Source organism: Streptosporangium sp. 'caverna', assembly GCF_003203775.1.
Taxonomy (GTDB): Bacteria; Actinomycetota; Actinomycetes; order Streptosporangiales; family Streptosporangiaceae; genus Streptosporangium; species Streptosporangium subroseum.
Genome location: NZ_CP029711.1, coordinates 8469371 through 8486271, shown reverse-complemented (window position 1 = coordinate 8486271; position 16901 = coordinate 8469371). Strand labels below are relative to the sequence as shown.

Below are 16901 nucleotides of genomic sequence, written 5' to 3'. Positions count from 1 at the left end.
CCGGCCAGAGCGGTGCGGGTCGGGTGGCCCCGAGCAGGACCGTCCGGGCCAGGGCGGTGGGTGCGGGACGGTCCGGGCACAGGTGGCCGGGCGGGGGCGGTCTGGGTCGGGGCGGCCTAGGCTGAGCGTGTGAGAGCGCCCACGGTCGCGGGGAAGGTGATGGCCATCCTCGGCGCGTTCCTGCCCGGTGACGTACGGCTGACGCTCACCGAGATCTGCCGCCGGGCCGAGCTTCCGCTGGCCACCGGGCACCGGCTGGTCAGGGAGCTGGCGGACGGCGGGTTCGTGGAGCGGTTGCCCGACGGGACCTACCGGGTCGGGATGCGGCTGTGGCAGATCGGGAGCCAGGCGGCCGAGCCGCGGGAGCTGCGCGAGCTGGCACTGCCGTACATGGAGGACCTCTACGTCGCCACCGGAGAGAACGTCCAGCTCGCCGTGCTCCGCGACGACCGGGCCCTGTACGTGGAGCGGCTGCGCGGCCCCAGGTCCGTGCCGATCCTCTCGCGGGTGGCGGGGGAGCTGCCGCTGCACGCCACCGGGGTCGGCAAGGTCCTGCTGGCGTTCGCGGCGCCCGAGACGGTGGATCGGGTGCTCGCGAGGGAGCTCACCGTGCACGCGCCGAACACGGTGGTGGATCCCGTACGGCTGCGGGCCGAGCTGGAGGAGATCAGACGGACCGGGGTGGCGTGCACCCAGGAGGAGATGTCGGTGGGCACCTGCTCGGTCGCGGTGCCGGTGCGCCGGAGCGCGAACGAGGTGGTGGCGGCGCTGTCGCTGGTGACCTGGCGGCACAGCGCCGATCCGCGGCGGCTGGCGCCCGCGGTGCTGACCGCGGCGAGCGCGCTCTCCCGCGACCTCGCCGCGACGTACCGCTGACCGTCACGATCACGGCATCCTCCGCCGAGCGGCGCGGACGGTGCTTTCCGCCGGATATCGGATCACGGGTTCTCCGCCGGGTGACCGGCCACGGTGGTTCCGCCGACCATCACGATCAAGGTGTTTTCCGCTGAGCGGAAGGCTTGGGCGCGAGAGGGCGGCCGGTACGAAATGCTCGGTTCATGCGAACTCAGGTCGGGATCGTCGGCGCGGGACCCGCCGGACTGCTTCTCTCTCATCTGCTCCATCTGCGGGGCATCGACTCGGTGGTGCTGGAAGCGCGCAGCAGGGAGTACGTCGAACAGCGGGTGCGCGCCGGCGTGCTGGAGCAGGGCACGGTGGACCTGCTCAACGAGGCGGGCGTCGGCGAGCGGATGCGGAAGGAAGGGCTGCCGCACCACGGCATCGAGCTGCGGTACGGCGGCGCCGGGCACCGGATCCCGTTCGAGAAGCTCGTTCCCGGGCGGGCCATCACCGTGTACGGCCAGCAGGAGGTCGTCAAGGACCTGATCGCCCGGCGGCTGGCCGACGGGGGGAAGATCCTCTTCGAAGTCCCCGACGTGGCCCTGCACTCGCTGGAGAAGAGCCCCTACCTCACCTTCCAGGGCGAACGCCTCGACTGCGACGTCATCGCCGGGTGCGACGGGTTCCACGGGGTCAGCCGGCCGTCGATCCCCGAAGGGGTCCTGTCGATCTTCCAGCGGGACTATCCGTTCGCCTGGCTGGGCATCCTCGCCCAGGTCCCGCCGTCGGCGGAAGAGCTGATCTACGCCCACAGCGACCGGGGCTTCGCGCTGCACAGCATGCGGACCCCGGAGATCAGCCGCTTCTACCTTCAGGTCCCGACCGACGCCTCGCTCGACGACTGGCCGGACGAGCGGATCTGGGCCGAGCTGCGGGCCCGCCTGGAGACGGTTCCCGGGTTCGAGCTGACCGAGGGGCCGATCTTCGCCAAGGACGTGTCCGCGATGCGCTCCTTCGTCGCCGAGCCCATGCGCCACGGCAACCTCTATCTCGCCGGGGACGCCGCCCACATCGTGCCGCCCACCGGGGCCAAGGGGCTCAACCTGGCCGTCGCGGACGTCCGGCTGCTGACCGCGGCCCTGGCGGACTTCTACGAGACGGGCTCCACCGAGCTGCTGGACGCCTACTCGGACACCTGCCTGAAGAGGGTCTGGCGCGCCCAGCACTTCTCCTGGTGGATGACCACGCTGCTGCACACCTTCGACGCCGACGACGCCTACGGCGGGCGTCTGCAGACCTCCCACCTCGACTACGTCACCTCCTCGACGGCCGCCGCGACCACGCTCGCCGAGAACTACGTCGGCCTGCCCTTCGAACCCGGAGCATCCCATGCATGACGATCCACACCCGCACTACCTCACCCCCTCGTACGGCAGCACGGTGCTGCGCGCCCCCTCGCAGGCGCTGGTGCGGCCCGCCTTCGACCCCGAGGCGATGGAACTGGTGGACCCGGTCTACGGCCACCAGCCGGTCGGGTCGCTCGACCACGACCTGACCAGGCAGCACGAGGGCGAGCCGATCGGCGAGCGCATCGTCGTCACCGGCAAGGTTCTCGACACCCGGGGACGGGCCGTGCCGAACACGCTGGTGGAGCTCTGGCAGGCCAACGCCACCGGCAGGTACGCCCACCCGGTGGACCAGCACCCGGCTCCGCTCGACCCCAACTTCACCGGTGCCGGCCGCTGCCTGACCGACGCCGACGGCAACTACCGGTTTGTCACGATCAAGCCCGGCGCCTACCCCTGGCGCAACCACCACAACGCCTGGCGGCCCGCGCACATCCACTTCTCGGTGTTCGGAACCGCGTTCACCCAGCGGCTGGTCACCCAGATGTACTTCCCCGGAGACCCGCTCTTCGCCTACGACCCGATCTTCCAGTCGGTCCCCGATCCCAAGGATCGCGAACGGCTCGTCTGCGCCTTCGACATGGACGTCACCGAGCCCGAGTGGGCGCTCGGCTACCGGTGGGACATCGTGCTGGGCGCGACCCCCTTCGAGGAGGAATGATGCTGACCCCGTCACAGACCGTGGGCCCGTTCTACGGGCACGCCCTGCCGTACGCCGAGGGGCCCTTCGCGGTGCCCGAGGATCACCCGGACGCGATCGAGCTGCACGGCCGGGTGACGGACGGCGCGGGCGAGCCGGTGCCGGACGCGCTGCTGGAGATCTGCCAGCCGGGCCTGTTCGGCCGCTGCGCGACCGAGGCCGACGGTTCCTACCGGTTCCGCACCGCCAGGCCCGACGTCTACATCCCCGTACTCGTCTTCGCCCGCGGCCTGCTCAAGCCGGTCTGGACCCGCGCCTACCTCACCGACGATGCGCCGTTCCTGGCACAGGTGGATCCCCTGCGGCGGAGCACGCTGGTCGCCTCGCCCTCGGGGGAGCGGTCCTACCGGTTCGACATCCGGATGCAGGGCGAAGGGGAGACCGTGTTCCTCGACCACGCCGGATCCGCGGACCCGGCGTCCTGACGGTTTCCCCGCGGACGCACCCGGCCTCCGGGGAGGAGCCTCGCGGGCTCCGTCCGGGCGGCCGGGCTGCGCGGGGACCCCGATTCCACCCCGGCCGCTCCAAGGAGCGGCCGGGGATCCTCGGGGAAGGACCTTCACCTCAGGCCTTTCCCGGCCGCCCTCCGGAGATCACCGGGTAAGAGGTCTTCGGAGAGGGGAAGGGGGCGGCCGGTTCCCCGGCCGCCCCCTTCCATGTGCTCCGCGGCACGCCTTCCGTCAGGTCAGAAGAGCGGCTTGCCGTCGCGGGTCAGCTTCCAGTTGGGCTCGGTGAAGGTGGCGGGGTCGATGACCCCGGTCGCCGTGGCGTAGTCGATCAGCGCCTGGCGGATCTCCACCTGGGCGTTGTAGACCACCGGGGCGGTCGTGACGTGCGGGAAGCCTCCGCCGCCCGACTGGCGGTAGTTGTTGATCGCGACCACGAACTGCTGGTCGGCGGCGACCGGGGCGCCCTGGTAGGACAGCCCGGCGATCCGCTGGCCGACCGGCTTGGCGACGTCCACGTCGTAGGTGACGCCGGAGAGCTGGTCGTAGTTGTAGTCCGGGGTGCCACCCGCGTTGGTCAGCGCGGAGAGGTCGATCGGGGCGTCCGCCGCGAGCTGGTTGAAGTACCTGGCCGAATACTCCAGGTAGTCCTTCAGCTGGGTTCCGGTGAGCTTCACGGCCATCAACGTGTTGTCGTAGATGTACAGGCCCGCCATGTCGCGCACGCTGATCGGCCCGGCCGGGAAGGTCGCGCTCCTGCTGAACGGCGCGGCGATCGACAGCACCGGCAGGGCGGCGTCCGCCGTACCCTCCAGGGCCTTCTTCACCGTCTCGGTCTGGACCTTGTGGATGTAGTCCAGGATCGGGGTGTCCTTGTACGGCGACTCGTTCGCGAGCAGCTGCTCCTTGGACTGGGCCACCACCGTGTTGACGTACTTGACCGTGGTGTCGTGCTGCTTCTTCATGAGAGCGACGATCTTCGGGTCCTCGGCCACCGTGTTGGTGTTCAGCGTGGCGGAGGACTTGCCGGTGACCGCCCACTTGCCGTGCTTCTTGGTGAGCTTGAAGTCGATCACGCTCAGCCGCTGGCCCCACCTGCTGGGCTCGGTGAGCAGCACCTGCTGACCGGTGACCTTGTTGGTGACGAACTTCTGCGCCACCTCGTTGTGCGCGTGCCCGAACAGCACCGCGTCGATGCCCGGAACCTGCTCGGCGACCATGGCCGAGGCGTTCTCGATCGGCAGTTCGCTGCCGTAGGAGGACATCCCGTTGTCGCCCGCGTGCGCGGTGACCACGACCACGTCCGCGCCGAGGCCGCGGATGATCGGCACCCACTTCTTGGCGCTGGCGACCAGGTCGGTGAAGCGGAGCTTGCCCTCGACGTTGCCCTTGTCCCAGATCGCCACGCCCGGGTTGGTCAGCCCGAGCACGCCGACGCGGACGGGCTTCTCGCCCTTGATCTTCATCGTCTTGATGGTGAACGGCTGGTAGGCGGGCCGGCCCGACTTGGCGTGCACGGCGTTGGCGCCGAGCACCGGGGCCTTCATCTGCTTCACCCACGTGGCCAGCAGCGGCAGTCCGTAGTTGAACTCGTGGTTGCCGAGCGTCACGGCGTCGTAGCCGATGGCGTTCATCGCGCGGGCCATCGGGTGAATCTCGCCCGTCTTGTCGACCGGCTTGACCTTGGCGTAGTAGTAGGTCAGCGGCGTGCCCTGGATCGTGTCGCCGGAGTCGAACAGCAGGGTGTGGTCCGCGCCGCGCTCGCGGCGGATCTTGTTGACCAGCGTCGAGACCTTGGCCAGGCCGACGTCGTTGGCCTTGCTGTCGTTGAACTCCGCGTTGTTGAAGTAATCCCAGTTAAGGGTGTTGCCGTGCAGGTCCGAGGTGCCCATCACGGTCACGGTCACGGACTTGTCGGGGGAGGCGTACGCGACGGTCGGAACGGCCAGGGCCATGAGGCCGGCCACACCGAGGACGGCAAGTTTCTTACTGCGCATGTGACCGCAGAGTAACGATCCAAGGTTGCTCGACGATTACGGCATCCTTACGGGCCGGCATGATCAAAGGTCAAGAGGATGAAGACGGGGCGAACCTTTCGTCCGGCCCGACGGGATAGGGCAGGTCGGAGTGCGGCAGGTCGGAGCCCGCGCCCCGGCGGGCCCCGGCCGGGACCGGCACCTCGTTCGGCGGCCGATCGCCGCCCGGCTCGCACCCTGACGGGCCGGGCCGGTTGGCCTGCACCCTGACGGGTCTGGCGGCCCGGCCCGCATCCCGGCGGGCCGGGCCGGTTGGTCACTTCTCCACGGAGGACATGTTCGCGTAGCGGTCGCCCGCCACGGCCCCGGCGGGCACGGCGGCGTCGAGCGCGGCGAGCTGGGCGGAGGTCAGCGTGACGTCGGCCGCCGCCGCGTTCTCCTCCAGATAGCGCAGCCGCTTGGTGCCCGGGATCGGGATGACGTCCTCGCCCTGGGCGAGCAGCCATGCCAGGGAGAGCTGGGCAGGGGTGCAGCCCACCTCTTCGGCGATCTTGAGGACCTCCGCGACGAGTGCGTTGTTGCGCACCGCGTTCTCCCCGGTGAAGCGGGGCTGGTGCTTGCGGAAGTCGTCGTCCGGCAGCTCCTCGACCGGGGCGAGCTTGCCGCTCAGCAGCCCTCGGCTGATCGGCGAGTAGGCCACCAGCGCGATGCCCAGCTCCCGGGCGGTCGGCAGGATCTCCGCCTCCAGCCCGCGGGTGAACAGCGAGTACTCGCTCTGCAGGGCGGCGATCGGATGGGTGGCGTGGGCCTTCCTCAAAGTCTCCGCGCTCACCTCCGACAGGCCGATCTGGCCGACCTTGCCCGCGGCGACCAGCTCGCCCATCGCGCCGACGGTGTCCTCGATGGGCACCTTCGGGTCGCGGCGGTGCAGGTAGTACAGGTCGATGTGGTCCAGGCCCAGCCGCTGGAGCGAGGCGTCGGCGGCCTTCCTCACGTAGTCGGGGCTGCCGTCGACACCGCGGAAAGCCGGGTCCTCGCTCCGGACTATGCCGAACTTGGTGGCCAGCACCACCTCGTCCCTGCGATCGGCGATCGCCCGGCCGACCAGCTCCTCGTTGTGGCCCCTGCCGTACTGGTCGGCGGTGTCCAGGAAGTTCACGCCGAGGTCGAGGGCGTGGTGGATGACCGCGATCGACTCGGCCTCGTCGGCCTCGCCGTAAAATTCCGACATTCCCATGCAGCCGAGCCCGATGGCCGAGACCTCCGGGCCCTTCTGGCCGAGACGGCGCCTGTTCATTCGTTCTCCCGAGCGTTGTAGAAGTCAATCTTGTGGTCGAGGATCTCCAGGTCCCCGGCGAGCTGCGAGATCTGGGCCCGGACCCGCTCCCGGTGGGCCTCCAGCAGTCGTCGCCGGGTGGCGAAGGTCTCCGGACCCTGCCTGCGCAGCTCGGCGTATCGGCACATGTCCGCTATGGGCATGCCGGTCGATCGCAGCCTGGTGAGGAAGTCGAGCCAGCTCAGATCGGGCTCCGTGTAGCTGCGGTGCCCGTTCATGTTCCGGTCCACCGCGTGGATGAGCCCGATGCGCTCGTAATAGCGCAAGGTGTGCGCGCTCAGCCCCGATTTGCGCGAGGCCTCCTGGATGGTCATCCCCATATGCACAACCTTGCGCCTTAGAGCGCACTCGAAGTCAAACCGGGTCCCCCGTACGGAGAGCCCGAGGAGCGACGCCCTGCGGGAAGCCCGGGTGACGGCGTCATACGGGAAGTCCGAGGGGGTGCGCACACGGTGAGGCGGTGACTCCGGGAGCCACATCGGACGGGTCCCCTGAGGGGGGCACGCCGGACAGTGACCGGAGGCACGCCAGACGGTGACCTTGAGGGCACGTCAGGCGGCTACTTCGGGGCATCTCAGGCGGGGACCCCGAGGGGCACGATAAGCGGGGACGCCGAGAGGCGCTTCAGGTGAGGACCCTGAGGGGGCACGCTCTACCATCGCCCGTCTTCGCGCAGCTCACGGGTGTGGTACGGCGGGCGCCCCCTTCCTGATCGCCCTACCCGCTCTCGGGGCTCCTCCGGGGTCCGTCAGGGGTGGTTGGGGGCCATTTCGGATATTCCGTGATCTTGGCCGTCGCCATGGTTAAAGACATGGCAAGTCAGGCGATTTCGGGGTCCAGGATGATCCTCGGCGGCTACGCGGCGATCGGTGCCGGTGCCGTGACAATGCTCGGGCTGCACGTGGTCACGGGCCTCGATCCGGTGCACACCGTGATCAGTGAGTACGCGTTCGAGGCGGACGGCTGGTTGCTGCCCGTCTCCCTCACCCTCTTCGCCGTGGCCGCGACGGTCATCGCGGTCCTGCTGGCCCGGCGCGGCGAGGACCGCAGGGCCGCGCTGCTGGTCGGGCTCTGGGGCCTGTGCATGCTGCTGATCGGCGCCTTCCCCACCGACGAGCCCGGCGTGCCGCTGTCGATGTCCGGCGGCATCCACCGGTACGCGGCGTTCGTGGCCTTCCTGACGATGCCGGTCGCGGGCCTGCTCCTGGCCCGGCGGCGCTCGGCCGGCCCCTGCGCCCGGTGGGTGCGGCTGCTGAGCCTGGCGTCCCTGGGCGTCCTGGTCACCGTGGTCATCCCCTATGTCGTGCGGATGTTCGGCATCGACCTGACCAATGAGGAGATCCCGGCCGGAGTGACCCAGCGGCTGCTGGTGAGTTTCGAGGTGACGGTGCTGGCGATGCTGGCCGTGATGGAGCGGGTTCGGTTGACACCTGCCGGCCGCGGATCCGACGTCTCGGCAACCGAGTGCTCGACCGACCGCGGACCTGACGTCTCAGCGATCGGCCGCTCGCTGTGATGCTCGGCCGGCTCCGCTCCCGGAGGCCACGCGGACCGGTCGCGAACACCGTCCGAGGTTCCGGTGGACTCATATCCGCCCAGCTCGGAACGGTTGCCGGTGATCTGCTCGGGGAAGGTGCCCGGCATGGGGGATCGCACCGGTTCCGTGGCGGCAGGGGACAGTGGACTGCGGCGAGCGGGCGACACGGCGTGGCGGCTGCTCGGGATCATCGCGCTGGTGGCGGTGATCCTGTGGGGCATCTACCTCGTCCGGGCGGTCGCCCTCCCCATTCTCCTCGGGGTGGTCATCACCACGCTTCTGCTGCCGCCGTATCGATGGCTCGGGAGGCACGGGCTGAGCCGGGCGCTCGCCACCGTCGTCGTGTGTCTGGGAGGGTTCCTCCTCCTGGCGGCGTTCGTCGCGCTGCTCGTGCCGTCCACGGTCAACGGCGTGGCCGAGCTGGGAAAGAGTTTCGGCAAGGTGGTCGGCGACCTGCAGTCGCTGGCGTCGTTCTTCGGCCTGAGTGAACAGAGAAGCTCGGAGCTGTTCGACCAGGCCAAGCAGTACCTGAGCACGCAGGGTGGGAAGATCGCCAGCGGAGCCCTGGCGGGCGTGCACACCGTCGGGGAGATCCTGGTGGGACTGGTGCTCGCCATGATCTTGTCCGTTTACTTCGTGCACAGCGGTGACCGTCTTGTCCGGTGGATCACCGATCTGGCGCCCAGGGGGACCGGGCCGGCCCTGCGGGACAGCGGAAAGGTGATCTTCGACGTCATCGGCCGTTACATTCGCGGAGTGGCGATCGTCGGTTTGGTCGACGGGTTCTTCATCGGGATCGCGCTGTGGATCCTCGGTGTGCCGATCGCCCTGCCGCTGGCTGTGCTGACGTTCGCCGGGGCGTTCCTTCCCGTGGTGGGCGCGTTCACGGCGGGCCTGCTGGCAGCGGTCGTGGCCTTTGTGTCCAAGGGCTGGCTGGTGGCGCTGATCGTGGTCGCGGTCACCCTGCTCGTTCAGCAACTCGAGGGGCACGTGCTCGCGCCACAGATCTACGGCAGGGCGCTCGATCTGCCGAGCGCGGTCATTCTGATCTCCATCGCGCTGGGCGGTGTCCTGGGCGGGATCGTGGGCACCTTCCTGGCCGCCCCGGTGACCTCGGTCGTCGTCGCGTTGATCCGTCACCGTCGGGAGGACGCGGGCCCGCCGCCCGCGAAGACATGAGGACGGGGGGTCCGCCCGTCCCACCCGGCCTGGAAGTCCCGAATTCGTTCATGGGGAACGTCTCATGGTCGGCGCGACGGGCGCGGGATCGATCGGCATGCGTCGCCTGATCGGATAGTGATCGACATTGATATCAACGTTTCTGGATTTGTCACACGCCTGCCGTACGCTCCCGAAAAGTCGATCGACGGAGAGGTGTGGCATGGCCCCGCGGAGCACGTATCTGGAGCTGTCCGAGGACGGCGGAAACTCGCACAAGTTTTACGAGGTCGTGCTCGACGGGACCCAGGTGACGATCAGCTACGGCCGGATCGGTGAGAGCGGGCAGGCCAAGGCGTCGGCCTTCGCCACGGAGGAGAAGGCCGCGGCCGCCGCGGCGAAGAAGATCAGCGAGAAGGTCCGCAAGGGCTATGCCCCGGCCGTCCGGGGAGTGCGCCAGCGCCGTACGGTCACCCGGCGCAGCGTGGAGAGCGTCCGCTCCACCGCGACCCAGGCGCCGGTGCTGTGGCGCTTCGCCAGCGGTGCGGCGGCGTTCGGCATCTTCGTGGACGAAGAGCGCTGCTGGGTCGGCAACCAGAACGGCGACGTCTACACCGTCACCCACGGCGGCACCGTCACCGGCCGCTTCCGGCTGCCCGACGGGGTGAAGTGCATCGTCGCCGACGACTTCTGGATCTACGCGGGCGCCGACGACGGCAAGGTCTACGACCTCAGCGGGAAGGTCCCCCGGCTCGCCTACGAGATCGCCGAGGACGTCGACATCTACTGGCTGGACATCCACGACGGGGTGCTGGGCGTCTCCGACCGGGCGGGCCGGATCACCACCATCGACCACGAGGACGAGTTCCAGTGGTCGCGCAAGGGCAGGGGAGACGCTGCCTGGATGGTCCGCTGCGACGACGAGGCCGTCTACCACGGCCACTCCACCGGGGTGGCCCGCTACGACGCCGACGACGGCGCACCGGTCTGGGAGACGAGCCTCAACGGCGCGGTGCTGTTCGGCTGGCAGGAGTCCGGTTCGGTCTACGCCGGCACGTCGCGCGCGGACGTGCACCGGCTCCGCAAGTCGGACGGCGCCACCGAGGCGGTCTACCGCTGTGACGCCGCCGTCTTCTCCTGCGCCACCGCCCCCGACGGCCGCTACGTCTTCGCCGGGGACAGCCACTCCTCGGTGTACTGCTTCGACCAGGGCGGTGAGCGCCTGTGGAAGCTGGCCACCGGCTGCGGTTCGGCCTTCTCCATGCAGTATCTCGACGACCGCCTCTACATCGTGACCACCGACGGCACCCTGGCCTGCATCGACGCCACCGAGGAGGCGATCAGGGCGGCCCAGGCGGGAACCGTTCCCGAGGTGATGGACGTCAAGGCGGCGGCCGGTCTGGCCATGGTGGAGCCGACCGCCGTGCTGGAGACCGTCGTCCTGGACACCGTCTCCCGCACCGACGGCGGCGTGGTGGTGGAGTGCTTCCGGGAGGGGGAGCGGCTCCGGGTGCGGGTCGTCAGCGAGGGCTACGACTCGATGCGGAACGTGCAGTTCCCCAAGGGGGTGCGCGAAGCCGGAGTCCGCTACCTCGTCGAGGGCGTCCGCTTCTCCGAGCGGGGTGGCTTCTACCGGGCGTACGGGGACATCCGCCGCCTGCTGTGACATGTCCTCACCGCCTACGCGAGGAGAGGGACGGCCCGGACGACATGGGCCACGCTCTGGCTGGTTCTCCCCGCCCATGCGAGGAGGAAGGCTCCGGCTGTCCTCACCGCCTGCCTGAGAAGGGCGTGGCCCGGAAGGCATCGGCCACGCTCCGGTTTCTCCTCCTCGCCCGGGCGGTGAGGAGAAACCGGCGAGCCGGCGCGACCGTGGCGCTTCGGGGTCCCGAGACCCCAAGCGGAGACGGCACCCCGGTTCGGGGAGCGCGGTGGTCGTGCTCGTAGGATCCCCCACATGAACATCGGCCGGAATCACGATCCGGCCGATCGATGCGACCGGCAGGCGCCCAGAACCCTGCTCCGTGATCTCCGCAACCACAGGACCGGTGTGCGATGAAGACCTGGCTCCCGATCGTCGTTGGCGTAGTACTCATCCTGATGGGCGGGCTCTGGGCGCTACAGGGCCTCGGTTACGTGGGCGGCAGCGCCATGAGCGGCGCCGGCCAGTGGGTCTGGATCGGCCTGGTCGTGCTCATCGTCGGACTCCTCCTCGCCGTTCCCGCCGTGCTGCGCATCCGCCGCCGTTCCTGAGCCCGTTCGCGTCGGCTGCGGAGACCACGGCCTCCCGGGCGGGAGACCAAGGCCTCCCGCCCGGAGCCGTCCTGACGGCGAGAAGAGGGAACCGCCTGGAGCCGCCTCGGCGGTGAGAAGGGGGAGCCGGACGGGCCGCCCGGCCCGTGGGGCGCTAGGGTGCCGACCATGCTTCGTGGCGACAGGGTTCTGCTGAGGGCGATCACCAAGGACGACGTGATCGCCTTGCACCGGATACACGACGACGTGGAGACCGCGGCCGGCGCCATGGTGGCGCCGTGGGTCCCCGAGACGGTCGAGCAGGCCATCGCCCGATACGAGCACCAGGAGCCCGACCCGGCCAACGTCGGCTTCGCCGTCGAGTCGCTCTCCGGTGAGTTGCTCGGGTCCGGTTCGGTCTGGGGGATCGACACCCTCAACCGCAACGGGCACCTGGGCATCACGCTGCTCGCGGAGGCCCGGGGCCGCGGATACGCCCCCGGCGTGCTGTGGCTGCTGTGCGACTACGCCTTCCGGATCCGCGGCCTGCACCGGGTGGGGTTGGAGACGCTCGCCACCAACGCCGCGATGATCGCCTCCGCGGAGAAGGTCGGCTTCCGGCGCGAGGGTACGCTGCGCGACCACGCCTGGGTGGCCGGCGCCTTTGTCGACGAGGCGCTGTTCGGACTGCTCGCCGCGGATTTCTCCTGACAGGTGAGGGCATCCGGCAGAGATGGCGTCAGACCGGTTCCGCCGGGACGGGCCTGACCGGGGTGAGGAGATCCGGCCGGGACGGTGCCAGACCGAGTCCGCCGGGACGGGCCTGACCGGGGTGAGGAGATCCGGCAAGGACGGTGCCAGACCGAGTTCGCCGGGTCGGGCACGGCCCGCGACCGGACCTGAGGAGCGGGGGGCAGTCGCCGGCGGTGAGGGAAAGGCAGGCTCTCCCGCGAGGAGACGCTCGGTGAACCAGCCGCGGGCGGCGGCCGAGGCGAGCTATCTCGCGAGGAGATGCTCGGCGAACCAGTCTCGGGCGGCGGACGAGGCGAGCTTGAAACTCTCGCCGGTGTAGACGCTGAAGTGTCCCCCGGGCAACATGACCAGCTTCTTGGGCTGCGCCGCCGTCTCGTACGCGGCCAGCGCCCACTCCCCGGGAGTCAGCCGGTCGTACGGCGCCACCACCATCAGCAGTGGCGTGGGGCTGATCTTGGGCAGGTACGGGCCCGGCTCGTAGCCGTACATGTGCTCCATGCTCCGCAGCGTCACCTCGTTGAGCCAGGCGGGATTGCGATCTCGCCGCGCGATGGTGAAGTACGCGTAGGACTCGGCGGTGGGCAGCGCCGCCATCGCGGTCGGGTCCTTGGTGACCACCGGAATCATGCCCGGCGTCTCCCCTCTGGCCCGGGCGGCGCGGTCGGTGGCGAGCAGTTCGAGCGCCGGATTGACGATGTCCGCGCGGACGAAGGCCTCGAAAGTGCGGCGACCGCTGATCAACGGTGTCTGCCCGACGATCGCCTTGACGCGCCGGTCCATCGCCGCGACCGCGAACGCGTGCCCGGCGGAGTAACTCGTTCCCCACAGGCCGATGCGGTCGGCGTCGACATCCGGGCGGTTCCCCGCATAGGTGATCGCGTGCTGGTAGTCGCGGATCTGCTCCCAGGGATCGATCTCGCGCCGGGGCTTGCCGGCGGCCGCGTCGGAGGCGCCGAACCCCCGGAAATCGAACACCACCGAGGCCAGGCCCGCGGCGGCGAACACCGCGGCGAAGTCGTCGAGGTACATCTCCTTCGTCGACGCCCAGCCGTGTGCCAGGACCACGCACGGGGCGCGCCGTCCGCCACCGGCCGCCGGGTAGAACCAGCCACGCAGCGTCACGCCCTCGGCGTCGAACTCGATGTCTTCTCGATCTATATTCACCGATATCTCCCTGATTACGTGCTATGTACCAGGCCAGAATCCACAGTAAGCCCTCCATCCGGAGCCGCGCTGTCAGGGTGAAGTAGCTGTGAGTGATCGACTCTCGCCATGAAAGGGAGACCGGACGGTGCCGTGTCTGTTCGTCGGCCCTCCCGAGAAGACGGACGTTCCGGTCGCGTCCCGGGCATGTGACAGCCACCGCCGCACCCGGCGGGTTCGCAGAGCACGGGCTTCAGGTGAGGTCGGCGGATCCGTCAATCACGGGCTTCAAACGAATCCGGCGAGTTTGTAGAGGACCAGCGATCCGGCGACGGCCACGTTCAGGCTGGCTCCGGTGCCGATCATCGGAATCTCCACCACGGTCTCAAGGAGGTCGAGGGCCTCCGGCGGGATGCCGTCACGCTCGTGACCGAGGACCGCGACCGTGGGGCGGCGGGCCATGGGCAGATCGGCGAGACGGACGGCCTCCTCCGCCAGCTCCACTCCGAGGACGTGGCCGCCGGCGGAACGCTGATCGGCGAGCCAGGTCAGCGGATCCCGCACCCAGTGCACGCAGGCCGGTTTGCGCAGGGTGTTGCCCCTCTCCAGGGCTTCGGGAACCCACGACAGGCGAGGTACGGCCATGCACGCGCCGACCGCGTCACAGGTCCGCAGCAGGGTCCCGAGATTGAGCCCGTGCATCGGCCACAGGGGTGCGATGTACAGGTGCCCGAGGCAGCGAGGCGGACGCGGGCGACGCGTCGCCCGTAGGTCCTTGCGGGTGCGAACCCGGATGGCGGGGCCGTTCACAGCCGCTCGCGGAAGACCTCCGCGCACGTGACAGGAATCATGGTGATGAGCGCTTCAGCGGTGCGCCCGGACCATCGACGAAGTGATCTCGCCCTCAGGGTAACCCTGCGGCTGCCGCCGCGTGAAGGCGGCAGCCGCAGGAGGCGTCCTAGCGCTTCTTGTCGGGGCCGTCGAGCCCGGCACGGCGCAGCGCGTCGGCCATCGCGCCGCTCGGAGCGTTGCGCTGCTGGCCGCCGCGGTCCTGCCGCTGCCGGTCGCCGCGCCCCTGCTGCTGGCCGCCCGCCTTGCCGCCCTCGGGCCGTCCGCCGCCACCACCGCGTCGAGCGCCGCCACCGCCAGCGCCGTCACCCTGCTGGTCGCGCTGGCCGGCGCCCTTGGCGACCTCGTCCTCCAGTCGCAGGGTGAGCGAGATGCGCTTGCGCGGGATGTCGATGTCGAGCACCTTCACCCGGACGATGTCACCGGGCTTGACCACCTCTCGCGGATCCTTGACGAAGTTGTGCGACAGCGCCGAGACGTGGACCAGACCGTCCTGGTGCACGCCGACGTCGACGAACGCGCCGAAGGCGGCGACGTTGGTGACCACACCCTCCAGCAGCATGCCCGGCTTGAGGTCGGAGAGCTTCTCCACACCTTCCATGAAGGTGGCGGTCTTGAAGGCCGGACGCGGGTCGCGACCGGGCTTCTCCAGCTCGGTCAGGATGTCGGTGACGGTCGGCAGTCCGAAGGTGTCGTCCACGAACTCCTGCGGACGCAGGCCCCGCAGCACCGTGCCGTTGCCGATCAACGTCGCGATGTCGCCGCTGGTGACCTTGAGGATGCGCCGCACCACGGGGTATGCCTCGGGGTGCACGCTGGAGGCGTCGAGAGGATCGTCGCCCCCGCGGATGCGCAGGAAGCCCGCACACTGCTCGAAGGCCTTGGGCCCGAGCCTGGCCACGTCCTTGAGCGCCTTGCGGGAACGGAACGGGCCGTTGGTGTCGCGGTGCTGGACGATGTTCTCCGCGAGGCCCGAGCCGATGCCCGACACCCGGGTGAGCAGCGGGGCGGAGGCGGTGTTGACGTCGACGCCCACCGCGTTCACACAGTCTTCCACCACGGCGTCGAGCGAGCGGGAGAGCTTGGTCTCGGCGAGGTCGTGCTGGTACTGGCCGACGCCGATCGACTTGGGGTCGATCTTGACGAGCTCGGCCAGCGGGTCCTGGAGCCGCCGGGCGATCGAGACGGCCCCGCGCAGCGACACGTCCATGCCGGGCAGTTCCTGCGAGGCGAAGGCCGAGGCGGAGTAGACCGAGGCCCCGGCCTCCGACACCACGATCTTGGTCAGTCCGGGGACCAGCTTCACCAGCTCGCCCGCGAGCTTGTCGGTCTCCCGCGACGCGGTGCCGTTGCCGATCGAGACCAGCTCCACGTTGTGGGTCTTGGCGAGAGCGGCCAGCGTGGCGAGCGACTCGTCCCAGCGCCGGCGCGGCTCGTGAGGGTAGATCGTGTCGGTGCCCAGCACCTTTCCGGTCGCGTCGACCACCGCCACCTTCACCCCGGTGCGCAGGCCGGGGTCCAGCCCCATGGTCGTGCGGCTTCCGGCGGGGGCGGCGAGCAGCAGGTCGCGCAGGTTGGCGGCGAACACGCGCACCGCCTCGTCCTCGGCGGCCTGCCACATCCGCATCCGCAGGTCGATGCCGAGATGCACGAGGATGCGGGTGCGCCAGGCCCAGCGGACCGTGTCGGTCAGCCACTTGTCGGCGGGCCGTCCCTGGTCCGCGATGCCGAAGCGGTAGGCGATGCGCCCCTCGTAGGTGCCGGTGGGCTCCGCCTCGGGCTCCAGGGTGAGAGTGAGGATCTCCTCCTTCTCGCCCCGGAACATCGCCAGGATCCGGTGGGAGGGCAGCTTGGCGAACGGCTCGGCGAAGTCGAAGTAGTCGGAGAACTTGGCCCCCTCCGCCTCCTTGCCCTCGCGGACCGCCGAGAGCAGGCGGCCCTTCGTCCACATCCGCTCGCGCAGCTCCCCGACCAGGTCGGCGTCCTCGCCGAACCGCTCGACCAGGATCGCCCGCGCTCCGTCCAGCGCGGCCGCGGCGTCGGCGACCTCCTCGCCGACGAAGGCGGCCGCCGCGGCCTGCGGGTCGACCGACGGGTCGGCGAGGAGACCGTCGGCGAGAGGTTCGAGCCCCGCCTCCCTGGCGATCTGCGCCTTGGTCCGCCGCTTGGGCTTGAAGGGAAGGTAGATGTCCTCCAGCCGGGCCTTGGAGTCGGCCGCCATGATCTGGGCTTCCAGGACGTCGTCGAGCTTGCCCTGACCGCGGATCGACTCCAGGATCGCGGTGCGCCGTTCCTCAAGCTCCCGCAGATAGCGCAGCCGCTCCTCGAGCGTGCGCAACTGCGTGTCGTCGAGCATCTCGGTGGCTTCCTTGCGGTAGCGGGCGATGAACGGCACGGTGGACCCGCCGTCGAGCAGATCCACCGCCGCCTGCACCTGTCGCTCGCGCACACCGAGCTCTTCGGCGATCCGCTGATGAATAGACGTCGTCACGATCCTGCTTCCTCTGCGGTGGCGGCTGTCACGC

15 protein-coding genes are annotated in these 16901 nt (G+C 69.8%); 9 read left to right on the top strand and 6 right to left on the bottom strand.

Features of this window, described 5'->3' with window-relative positions:
- Positions 1-129: 129 nt before the first annotated feature.
- From DKM19_RS36565 to DKM19_RS36550, 4 genes are all read left to right on the top strand, one after another.
- Complete coding sequence (locus tag DKM19_RS36565) at positions 130-876, top strand: IclR family transcriptional regulator (protein ID WP_239513776.1); 747 nt, start codon at positions 130-132, stop codon at positions 874-876.
- A 182-nt stretch (positions 877-1058) separates the two neighbouring features.
- A complete protein-coding gene (locus tag DKM19_RS36560; RefSeq protein WP_110702184.1) occupies positions 1059-2237 on the top strand; it encodes a 4-hydroxybenzoate 3-monooxygenase in 1179 nt (392 codons plus the stop codon).
- Positions 2230-2907, top strand: a complete 678-nt coding sequence (gene pcaH, locus DKM19_RS36555; protein WP_110702182.1) for a protocatechuate 3,4-dioxygenase subunit beta — start codon at positions 2230-2232, stop codon at positions 2905-2907. Before DKM19_RS36560 ends, pcaH begins: the two co-directional genes overlap by 8 nt.
- Complete coding sequence (locus tag DKM19_RS36550) at positions 2907-3371, top strand: protocatechuate 3,4-dioxygenase subunit alpha (protein ID WP_204358396.1); 465 nt, start codon at positions 2907-2909, stop codon at positions 3369-3371. Before pcaH ends, DKM19_RS36550 begins: the two co-directional genes overlap by 1 nt.
- Before the next feature lie 260 nt (positions 3372-3631).
- Here the strand turns inward: DKM19_RS36550 and DKM19_RS36545 are convergent, their stop codons facing one another.
- From DKM19_RS36545 to DKM19_RS36535, 3 genes are all read right to left on the bottom strand, one after another.
- Positions 3632-5389 carry a bifunctional UDP-sugar hydrolase/5'-nucleotidase gene (locus DKM19_RS36545; RefSeq protein WP_110702178.1) on the bottom strand — a complete coding sequence of 586 codons (1758 nt, stop codon included), beginning with the start codon at positions 5387-5389 and terminating at the stop codon, positions 3632-3634.
- Between the two features lie 295 nt (positions 5390-5684).
- A complete protein-coding gene (locus DKM19_RS36540; protein WP_110702176.1) occupies positions 5685-6665 on the bottom strand; it encodes an aldo/keto reductase in 981 nt (326 codons plus the stop codon).
- Complete coding sequence (locus DKM19_RS36535; RefSeq protein WP_110706245.1) at positions 6662-7024, bottom strand: MerR family transcriptional regulator; 363 nt, start codon at positions 7022-7024, stop codon at positions 6662-6664. The genes DKM19_RS36540 and DKM19_RS36535 overlap by 4 nt, the downstream gene beginning before the upstream one ends.
- Positions 7025-7515: 491 nt before the next feature.
- Here DKM19_RS36535 and DKM19_RS36530 point away from each other — a divergent pair, with 491 nt between their 5' ends.
- The 5 genes from DKM19_RS36530 to DKM19_RS36510 all read left to right on the top strand — a co-directional run bounded on the left by DKM19_RS36530 (position 7516) and on the right by DKM19_RS36510 (position 12342).
- Positions 7516-8220 (top strand): DUF998 domain-containing protein, encoded by a 705-nt coding sequence (locus DKM19_RS36530; RefSeq protein ID WP_162642033.1) that lies wholly within the window; start codon positions 7516-7518, stop codon positions 8218-8220.
- A 126-nt stretch (positions 8221-8346) separates the two neighbouring features.
- The gene (locus DKM19_RS36525; protein ID WP_110706244.1) at positions 8347-9420 is read left to right on the top strand and encodes an AI-2E family transporter; all 1074 of its coding nucleotides are present in this window, start codon (positions 8347-8349) and stop codon (positions 9418-9420) included.
- Between the two features lie 202 nt (positions 9421-9622).
- Positions 9623-11065: a WGR domain-containing protein gene (locus DKM19_RS36520; RefSeq protein ID WP_110702172.1), complete on the top strand. Its 1443-nt coding sequence runs from the start codon at positions 9623-9625 to the stop codon at positions 11063-11065.
- A 389-nt stretch (positions 11066-11454) separates the two neighbouring features.
- The gene (locus DKM19_RS36515) at positions 11455-11652 is read left to right on the top strand and encodes a hypothetical protein (RefSeq protein WP_110702170.1); all 198 of its coding nucleotides are present in this window, start codon (positions 11455-11457) and stop codon (positions 11650-11652) included.
- 168 nt (positions 11653-11820) lie between these two features.
- Positions 11821-12342: a GNAT family N-acetyltransferase gene (locus DKM19_RS36510; RefSeq protein WP_110706243.1), complete on the top strand. Its 522-nt coding sequence runs from the start codon at positions 11821-11823 to the stop codon at positions 12340-12342.
- 285 nt (positions 12343-12627) lie between these two features.
- Here the strand turns inward: DKM19_RS36510 and DKM19_RS36505 are convergent, their stop codons facing one another.
- From DKM19_RS36505 to DKM19_RS36495, 3 genes are all read right to left on the bottom strand, one after another.
- Complete coding sequence (locus DKM19_RS36505) at positions 12628-13548, bottom strand: alpha/beta hydrolase (RefSeq protein WP_204358395.1); 921 nt, start codon at positions 13546-13548, stop codon at positions 12628-12630.
- Between the two features lie 267 nt (positions 13549-13815).
- Positions 13816-14337 (bottom strand): TrmH family RNA methyltransferase, encoded by a 522-nt coding sequence (locus DKM19_RS36500; protein ID WP_239513775.1) that lies wholly within the window; start codon positions 14335-14337, stop codon positions 13816-13818.
- Between the two features lie 148 nt (positions 14338-14485).
- Positions 14486-16867 carry a Tex family protein gene (locus DKM19_RS36495; protein WP_110702166.1) on the bottom strand — a complete coding sequence of 794 codons (2382 nt, stop codon included), beginning with the start codon at positions 16865-16867 and terminating at the stop codon, positions 14486-14488.
- Positions 16868-16901: the final 34 nt, after the last annotated feature.